This is a genomic window from Leptospira weilii serovar Ranarum str. ICFT (assembly GCF_000332415.1).
Taxonomy (GTDB): domain Bacteria; phylum Spirochaetota; class Leptospiria; order Leptospirales; family Leptospiraceae; genus Leptospira; species Leptospira weilii_A.
Genome location: NZ_AOHC02000037.1, coordinates 307,782 through 316,523 on the forward strand (window position 1 = coordinate 307,782; position 8,742 = coordinate 316,523).

General features: G+C 42.7%; 7 protein-coding genes. 5 read left to right on the forward strand and 2 right to left on the reverse strand.

Translation table 11 applies throughout. The features are described from left to right. Window position 1: 1 nt before the first annotated feature. Together LEP1GSC060_RS12405 and LEP1GSC060_RS12410 are read right to left on the reverse strand one after the other, a co-directional pair. On the reverse strand, window positions 2-2,137 hold the full coding sequence (locus LEP1GSC060_RS12405) for a toprim domain-containing protein (protein ID WP_003004354.1): 2,136 nt from the start codon (window positions 2,135-2,137) through the stop codon (window positions 2-4). Beyond that, window positions 2,134-3,522: a DNA gyrase subunit A gene (locus tag LEP1GSC060_RS12410; protein ID WP_003004102.1), complete on the reverse strand. Its 1,389-nt coding sequence runs from the start codon at window positions 3,520-3,522 to the stop codon at window positions 2,134-2,136. The genes LEP1GSC060_RS12405 and LEP1GSC060_RS12410 overlap by 4 nt, the downstream gene beginning before the upstream one ends. Window positions 3,523-3,724: 202 nt before the next feature. Between LEP1GSC060_RS12410 and LEP1GSC060_RS12415 the strand changes: the two genes are divergently transcribed. The 5 genes from LEP1GSC060_RS12415 to LEP1GSC060_RS12435 form a co-directional block, all read left to right on the forward strand. Further along, on the forward strand, window positions 3,725-4,648 hold the full coding sequence (locus tag LEP1GSC060_RS12415) for an LIC_13346 family putative lipoprotein (protein ID WP_036096338.1): 924 nt from the start codon (window positions 3,725-3,727) through the stop codon (window positions 4,646-4,648). Beyond that, window positions 4,645-6,210 carry a glutamate--tRNA ligase gene (gltX, locus tag LEP1GSC060_RS12420; protein WP_003004668.1) on the forward strand — a complete coding sequence of 522 codons (1,566 nt, stop codon included), beginning with the start codon at window positions 4,645-4,647 and terminating at the stop codon, window positions 6,208-6,210. The genes LEP1GSC060_RS12415 and gltX overlap by 4 nt, the downstream gene beginning before the upstream one ends. A gap of 70 nt (window positions 6,211-6,280) precedes the next feature. Continuing rightward, window positions 6,281-6,868 (forward strand): ATP-binding protein, encoded by a 588-nt coding sequence (locus LEP1GSC060_RS12425; RefSeq protein WP_036096340.1) that lies wholly within the window; start codon window positions 6,281-6,283, stop codon window positions 6,866-6,868. 3 nt (window positions 6,869-6,871) lie between these two features. Then, a complete protein-coding gene (locus LEP1GSC060_RS12430) occupies window positions 6,872-7,708 on the forward strand; it encodes a DUF455 family protein (protein WP_003004614.1) in 837 nt (278 codons plus the stop codon). Between the two features lie 56 nt (window positions 7,709-7,764). Then, a partial coding sequence (locus LEP1GSC060_RS12435) for a hypothetical protein (protein WP_003004340.1) occupies window positions 7,765-8,742 on the forward strand: 978 nt, incomplete at its 3' end.

An 8,742-nucleotide genomic window follows, 5' to 3' on the forward strand; every position in this document is an offset into this window, starting at 1 on the left:
ATCAGTCTTCGATCACACTCATCGCGTATTCGGAAATCGCGTCTCTTCTTTGTTCCGCAAAATCTTTATGGAACCAGAGGTTTTGAATTTTAGAAGCGTCTTTTTTGTTTCCGATGGTGATCTTAGTCATACACTCGTCGACCGCAAACTTCATCGCTTCTTTACCGGTTTCTCCCAGACCTTTGTTCCTTTTCTTGCGGGTGATTTCTCCGCCGCCTTTTTCCACGCGCTTTATTAGATCTTCGTAATCCTTGTCGTCGATGCAAAACATGGTCTCTTTTTTCTTATCTGTGAATTTCACGTCGACTTCGTAAAGAGGCGCGCTGGAGATATGAATAAAACCCAGTTCGAAAAGTTCCGGCCAATATTCGTAAAAGAAAGAGAGCATCAAGGAGCGGATCGCGTAACCGTCAAAGTCCGCATCGGTGATGATGCTGATTTTATCATAATTCAATTCGTCAATGGACTTTACTTTTTGATCCAAAGGTAGTCCTACGATCGCTACGATGTTTTTCAATTCTTCGTTTGCGATCGCCTTTGCGATACTCAAGCCCTTGCAGTTCAGAGGTTTTCCTCGGAGAGGGAATAAACCGTGTAGTTTCGGATTTCTTGCAGGACGAAGACCCGCGATCGCAGAGTCCCCTTCCGCAACGAACAATACTCTTCCCGGATCTCCCGGTTTACCGGTCGGGGGCATCAGTTTCGGAATGTTCATACGGCTCGCTTTTTTAAGACCTTTTTGAGCGTCTTCGAAAGCTTTCAGTTGTGTACGTTTTTCCATCTGAAGTTTGATTTCTTCCAACAGTCCCGTTTTCTTGATAAACTTTTCGAGGTGTTTATCGACCGCGTTACGGATCTCTTCGTTCAAATCGTTGATGAGATACGATTTGTCCTGAGATTTAAAACGAGGATTCAAAAGCCTCGCGTTCACATACATGTGAAAACAATTTCTTACGTCGTTTCGAGTCGAGCTGGTTTTGAGTTTTTTCTCGAGGGCGACGATCTGGCTTTTTTTACGAACCTCGTCGCAAATTCTGTTTTCCAGATATTCGATCGCGGACCCGCCTTGCGGAGCAAAGATGGAGTTCACCCAAGTCAGGTTTTTATTTTGTCCGATTACGAGATATGTTTCTAAGTGTAACTGGGAAGCGGAACCCGGAGCCGTATAATCCATTTTGTAGTAAACGAGATCCGAATGCGAAAAAATCTCATCGAGTCCTTTCTTGAATTTATACTTTTCTTTTTTACCTTTGAAGACGAATTGAACTTCCAAGCCGGGATTGGTCATCGCGATGTCTTGCAGATATTGTTTCAGCAGATCCACGTTAAACGAAATATCCAGGTTGTTGAAATACTTAGGATTGAGTTCGAATTCAACGGTAGTTCCGTGATCTTCTTTGGAAGCCCTTTCGATCAATTCCTGCATATTCGTCTTTTTTAATAGAGGAGCGAGTTTTTCGATCTGGTCCTTTGTGAGGAGGTTACAATCCGTAAACTTTCCGTGTTCGTCGAAGTAGAGAAACACTCGGTCCGTCTCGTCTTTCGGAAGTTTGTAAGAACGGATTTGTTTTTTAACGTCTTCGTGGACCGTAAATAATTTCTTAAAGGAATTCCCGTTGTTGACGGTTTTTACTTTGAAGTAGTTGGAAACCATTCTTACGAGAGAAATCCCGACCCCGTTTTGTCCGGCGACGTGATCTTGTTTAACGTGATCGTCGAAATTTTCCCCGTACATCAAATGGAGATAAACTCCTTCCGCGTTGGCTGCGGGAATTCCGCGTCCGTTATCCGAAATCGTAACACATTTACGATCCGAAGAAAGTTGAATGATCAACTTGGACATCTTATCCTTTTCCGGAATCGTTTTGTCCTTTTGATTTTTGCGGTACTCGTCCACCGCGTTCATACAAGCCTCGTCCAGACATTTTAGTTTTGCGGGAACGTCTTCGAGTTCCTCGTGAACGATCTCGTATTTCGATTCGTTGTTCTTGCGGAAAAAATGTTGTTCGAATGTGGAAGCGGAGTTTTGTCCCAACCACATGCCGGTTCTCATCCGAACGTGTTCCACGTTGGATAACTTCTTAAAATTTCTTTCTTGGGATGATTTTTCTTTTACTTTTGTTTTATCGGCGCTCATACTTTATCCCATTTGTTTTGAAGTTCGTCCAGCTCGGTAATCATATAATCGGTCAACTTCTTATCTTCTTTGACCAAACCTTGATAACGAGCCAGAGTCGTTTTTGCTTCTACGATCGCTTCTTCGCATTTTCTAACTTCGTCGATCGTCATTCTGTAGACCGGAATCGTGGACAACCATTCGAAGTATTTGAACTTGGCAGCCTTCAACTTATCTTCAAAGTCCTTTTTGGATTTGATCCCGACAACCTTTTCGTTCCATTTCTCTTTAATAAAACGGATCAATTCCGAGTTTCTTTCGATCTTCTCTTCTTCCAAACCGGAGAGACGTTTGAATCTTCGAATAAGATGTGTTTTGCGGAAGTCGCAGAATCGTTTGATGATTTCTTCCGGTTTAAAATTTTTCAATCTACCGTCGTAGGTGATGACGTTCATCGCGAGAGTTTGTACGTCTTCTTTGTTGAAGAGAGCCATGATTTCTTTTTGGCTCGGTTTTTCACCTTTCTTATACTGAAGTTCGACTCGAAACGTTTGGCTGGAATAATCCACGTAATCCTTTAACCAGGAATCTTTTCTTTCGAGAATATCATCCAAAAGAGAAACGACTTTTTCGCGGTTCCAGTTCATCGGAGAATCGGTGAGATAAAGAACATCACCTTCCCATTTAAACGCGAAGGTAGTGGACATTGTAATGTTACCCGCTTCGGTCTCGGCCATTTTTACTTCTCCGTTGAAATCCTTGTACCAAGGTTTCAGAGGAAGAGGCTTTTTGGTTTTGAGATAATTGATCTGAGACTTAACGATGTCCGCAAGTCTGTGGCCCGGAATAAAACAACGAAATCCGGTCGCGATTCCTTGGATGTTATTGAGAAGAACGATCGGAACTTTTCCGACAAAATGAATCGGTTCTTCTTCGGTCTCGTCGTAGTTCTTAACGTAATCGATATCCGGTAAACTTTCAAAGAATCCCAAATCTTTTGCAAAGTCGGATAACTTTACTTCGGTATAACGGGGAGAGGCGATGGCGCTCGGATCCAAAACGTCTCCGAAGGTTCCTTCTCCGGAAACGAGAGGGATGTTGTTGGCAAAAGTAAAGTCCTGAGCCATTTGTGAAAGCGCATCCTGAATGGATTTATCCCCGTGCGGATGATATCCCATGGCGAGACCCGCAACTTTTACGGTTTTTGTGTAACGGTTTCTTGCATCCGAGTTCCACATGGCCCAGAGAATTCTTCTCTGAACGGGTTTCAGACCGTCGATTTCGTGCGGAATGGCCCGGGAATCACATACGTAACGCGAATATTTTCTTTGATCGTCATTGACTTGATCTTCAAAAGGACGTTTGGGGAACGACTCTTTTGATTTTGGTGGGTTGGAATTCTTCATACGGTTTTGGCCAACGAAATTCTACAAGACTATCCTGTCAATTGTAAAAAATTGACCGGATTAATTACAGTGTTTCCGGAGCGAGTATTGGAACAATCCGCTTTCGGCCACATTGCATATAAGACCCCGAGTTTTTGTAAAGAAAGTTTAATTTTTAGGTTTTTCCTTGCGGGTTTTTCGAAAAATCAAGATCTACAATTCAATGAAAGCCGTTTTACAACATTTGCAATCGATTTTGATCCGTTTAGAGAATCTTAAAATTCCAATTTTCATTTTTGGAATTTGTTTCTTTTTGTTTCAATGCTTAAGTATTCAAGAGATTTTATGGAAAGGTTCAAAACCTCTTTCCGAAAATTACGCGTCTCAAATTTTCTTTAGTTCCTCTCCCTTTGTTTCTCGGTACTACGCACCCTCCAGCTTTCAAGTTCGTTACGTCATTTTGAGATCTCAATCCGGGAAGGATGAGATGATTCAAGGAAATCTAAAATACTTGGAATTGTCCGGTAAAAACGAACAGCCTGAAAAAATTCTCTTAGAGGTTTCGGAATGGATAGGAACGACGACGCGAAATCCGAAGGATCATCGAAGGATAGAATTCTTTTCTAAATTCGTGACGAAGACATCCACAACGAAGTCCTTGGCGGAAGTTTTCAATCCTCAACCTAAGAAAGAAATCTTTGAAGACGTAAAAAAAGAATTCATCCTAAACGACGAAGGTGGTTTGAGAGAAGCCGAAGAAACTCGAACGGTGCCCGGACTTGGCACTCTCCGATGGAAACATGGCCCCAAAGGAATTTTAGTTAAGATTATGCAGACCGAATTCGTTTCCGCAAACGGAGCCCTGAACTCGTCCAGAGATTACGATTACGACTCACTCGAATATCCGCCTGCGATCGGATTGACGGGAACGATTCCGGTTCTTCCGCTACGAAAGACGGAGGTATATAGGGAATACTATTGTTTGGATTTCCCTTCCGAAATCGACTTAGCGACTTTGAGGAAGAGTGAAACCGAAAAATCCGTTTCATTTTACGATCTTACCGCAAATAAACCATTTACCACAACGGCTAATTTCAAAAATTATCCTATCATAAGAATTTCCAACGAGAAGAACCAATTCCCATGAATCAAATCAGAGAAGTTCGAACCAGATTTGCACCGTCTCCCAGCGGATTTTTACACGTAGGCGGAGCGAGAACCGCTCTATTCAATTATTTATACGCAAAATCTCAGGGCGGAAAGTTCATCTTAAGAATCGAAGACACGGATCAAAACAGATCGACCGAGGATTCTTTTAAAATCATATTAGAATCTTTGCAATGGTTGGGGATCCATTGGGACGAAGGCCCGGAAGTCGGGGGAGAATTCGGTCCTTACATCCAGAGTCAACGTTTAAATATTTATAAAGAATACACCGAAAAACTTCTGAAGGAAAAAAAAGCTTATCGTTGTTTTTGTACTCAAGAAGAATTAGAGGCGAAGAAAAAACAAGCCGAGGCGATGGGAGTTCCGTACGTTTACGACGGACTACACGCGAACATGTCCGACGAAGAAGTGGAAGAAAAAATCAAACAAGGAATTCCTCATTCGATTCGTTTTAAAACTCCTTCCAAAACTCTCATCGTCGACGATATCATTCAAGGAAAAGTAAAATTCGAAACCAAACTGATCGGAGATTTTATCATCGTCAAGTCCGACGGCTTTCCTTCTTACAACTACGCGGTTGTTGTTGACGACGCTCTGATGAAAATCACACACGTCATTCGAGGAGTCGGTCATCTTTCCAACACGCCGAGACAGATCTTATTGTATGAGGCGCTTGGATCCGAAGTTCCCGAGTTTGCACACGCGTCCGAGATCGTGGGGATGGACGGAAAAAAACTTTCTAAAAGAGCGGGGGCCACTTCGATTCTTGCGTTTAGAGATTTAGGATATCTTCCGGAAACATTCAGAAATTATATGGCTCTGCTCGGATGGACTTCTTCGGACGGAAGAGAATTTCTTCCAGGAGGCGAACTCGAAAGGATTTTCGACGTTCACAGATGTTCCAAATCACCTTCCACATTTGACGTATTCAAAAAATCGAAAGGTGGAGACGAAGAGGTAGTGACTAACTTCTCGGATTTGGCTCAAATCGCAGAGGCGATGAATCCGAAATCCAAACTCAATTGGTTGTCCAATCGAACCATCAGGGATTTGAATCTATCGAAAGTATTGGAAAATCTGCTTCCCTTTCTCAAAGATAGAAACGATATTCCTACCGACGTTAAAAATGTTAACAACCCAGCGCTTACTTCCATCGTCGAATCCGTAAGAGTTTATTTGGATAATCTGACTCAGGCTCCGGATTATATCGCGGAATTTTTTGTCACGGACCTAAAGATTCAGTCTCAGGAAGCGACCGGGTTTTTAAAGGACGGGGACGGTCCCAAAGTAGTGCGGGAATTTTACGGAATGCTGAAGAATTCCGATCCGAGAACCGATGAGGATTATAAGAACTTAATGTCCAAGGTTGGAGAAATTACCGGGCAGAAAGGGAAAACTCTCTACATGCCGATTCGGGCGGCAACGACCGGAAAGTCCGCCGGATTGGAGTTACCGATTTTATTCCCTCTTTTGGGGAAAGAAAAGCTCCTTCAGAGAATTGAAAAAACCGCCGGAGAAACGGGAATTTCGTTGTCAGGTTGAAAAATCCGGTGTATTTTCGTTCAAATGATCCGCTTTTAAGTTGTTAATTTGTGAGGCGCAACGCGAACAGATGAGAGATTCCAACGATTCATTGTTAGTCAGGCACAACGAGGGATCTTACGTTATGTTTCTTCCCACCGACTTAACCAGTATCAAAGAGCTTCGATGCGCTTTGAGAACTTCTCTTTTGGAAAATTCTTTTTTAGAAAAAGATGTCTTTAATATCGAACTGGCGGCGGACGAGGCGCTTACAAACTCGATTTCGGCTAACGTGAAAATGGGTTCCGACGAGACGATCATCTGCCGCTGGATGATCAAAGACTGTAAGTTTACGATGTGGATTGTGGATTACGGTTCCGGACTCAAATCGAAAAAATTGGAAGCTCTCCCCGCCGATATTCGAGTAACCAACCTCGACGAGTATCTGAACTGCGTTAAACGACACCAAGAAAAAAAATGCGAGATTCTTCCTTGGAAGGGAGTTCGGGTTCCACACCGAAACGTCGGGAGAGGACTTCAGATCATTCAGTCGTTGATGGATACTTTTAAAATCATGTATCATTGCGGAGGGGGCCAAATTTCCTCCGACCCCGACGAAAAAAACATTCAAGGATCCATTATCGAACTCGGTTTCGATTCCTCCAAACATCTCGTGTAAAACATGACCCTAAACGAATTCGCCAAAAAGGTGCTTTTCGGGTCCGGCCTCGAAGATAAATTATTTTCACCTTCCGTTCGGCCGATCGATATTCGTTCTTTCGATTTTTTGAATATACCTTCCTTACCGATTCGGGATAAAAAAATTCGGACCTCCGAACAAAAGAGTAAAATTCCGAGGCTGGAACAATTATTTAACGAAGAAAATCGTTTTATCACTCTGCATCATTTCGCCAATCACGAGTTGATGGCGATCGAACTTTTTGCCTGGGCCATTCTTAAATTTCAAGACGCGTCTGCTTCCGTTCGATTCGGGTTATACAGAACTCTTTTGGAGGAGCAGACTCATTTGAGATTGTATCTTTCCGAAATGAAAAAAGGCGGAATGGAACTCGGAGATCGACCTCTCAATTCTATTTTTTGGAAACAGATTCCGAGGATGCAAACCTTGGAAAAGTTTTATGCTGTTATGGCGGTTTCTTTCGAAGGAGCTAATCTTGACTTTTCAAAAATTTATACGATGGCCTTTGAACGTTTTGGAGATTTGGAAAAAGCCGAAATCATGAAGACCGTTTACGAGGACGAGATCAAACACGTTCGCCGCGGTTATCAGTATATCAAAAAACAAATTCCGGATTCGGGAAACGAATGGGATTATTATCTTTCTTTGATCGAGTTTCCGTTCACCCCAAGGAGAGCCAAAGGATATCATTACTTTCCGGAAACGAGAATTCAGGCCGGATTTTCGGAGGAATTCGTAACGAAATTGGAAAGATACGAAGACGAGTACACCGGAAGAGTAAATTCTCGAATTTTAAAAGAGGTTTTGGATCTAAGTTAAGAGGTTAGGAAAATCATAGACAGGCTTTTTTCGCTCCCGAATTCTGTAATCGAACCATGAACCCAGTCTCATTTTTTTTTAGGAAGATTCTTCCCGTTTCGTTTGCGGCTTCCGTTAAAACTCAAATTTTCAATTACAAGACGGTAATATGTCGAAAATGCAAAGCCGCATATTCTACATATCAAGTTTCGCTCGTTTTGGCGCAAACTCTGCTCGTTTTTCTATTTGTCGGTTGTTCATCAAAGACACCTTCCGATTCTCGGATCGTCGAACTTTTGTTTTCATCCGTGGATCAAAAGAATCCGGACGTCTTATTGAAAAAAGTGGGGAACTTGGACGAAGACCCGGAACTCGAATCTTTCGCCTTGGTCCGCAACGGAACGGAGGAGGTTCTGGGAGTTTTTAAAAAGAAGGGAGGGGAATGGTCCTTACTCGGAAAATTCTCATTTTCCCTTTTGAATATCGGCCCGCTTCACTACGACGTTTCCAAATCTTCTTGGCTTCCCGGAGAATCCGATTCTGAAAAAAAGGAAGCCGGTTTCGTAGTTAAGAGAATTCTAATGGAGGAACTTCCAGGAGACGGATTCAATTCCCTTTTTTTGGAAGTGTTGAGCGAAGAACCTCCGCTCGGACTTTTTTCGGTGCCTTACGCGATTCGTAAGGGTCAAAAGATTTTGGACGGCCTTCTATCTTTGAAAGATCACGAATTTCTAATGAAGTCCAAACGAATCGATTTCGATTACAATAAAACCGAAAAGAACATTACGATTTTTCCGTCTAACCGCAGTTATGCGCAGAACTTCATCTTTAACGGTTGGGAAATGGTTCCGGATATACCGAGGGTCGCAGTACCTTCCCTTCTTTCTTTGGAAGCCCCTAAAGAATGGAAAAAGGGCGTCGCGGGAGAAACGGTTCTCTGGTTGAAAAATCGGGGTTCTTATGCGGGTGTGACGTATCTTTCTCTTTCCTTTCCCGACGGCGGAAAGGTGAACATCAATACGACTAAGGAAGGACAGAGATTTTATTCTAGGTGT

What these genes read in the sequence shown, in the direction of transcription:
- LEP1GSC060_RS12425 (WP_036096340.1), top strand. Translation starts at nt 6,281, where the DNA reads ATGAGAGATTCCAACGATTCATTGTTAGTCAGGCACAACGAGGGATCT.
- LEP1GSC060_RS12410 (WP_003004102.1), bottom strand. Translation starts at nt 3,522, where the DNA reads ATGAAGAATTCCAACCCACCAAAATCAAAAGAGTCGTTCCCCAAACGT.
- LEP1GSC060_RS12405 (WP_003004354.1), bottom strand. Translation starts at nt 2,137, where the DNA reads ATGAGCGCCGATAAAACAAAAGTAAAAGAAAAATCATCCCAAGAAAGA.
- LEP1GSC060_RS12430 (WP_003004614.1), top strand. Translation starts at nt 6,872, where the DNA reads ATGACCCTAAACGAATTCGCCAAAAAGGTGCTTTTCGGGTCCGGCCTC.
- LEP1GSC060_RS12415 (WP_036096338.1), top strand. Translation starts at nt 3,725, where the DNA reads ATGAAAGCCGTTTTACAACATTTGCAATCGATTTTGATCCGTTTAGAG.
- gltX (WP_003004668.1), top strand. Translation starts at nt 4,645, where the DNA reads ATGAATCAAATCAGAGAAGTTCGAACCAGATTTGCACCGTCTCCCAGC.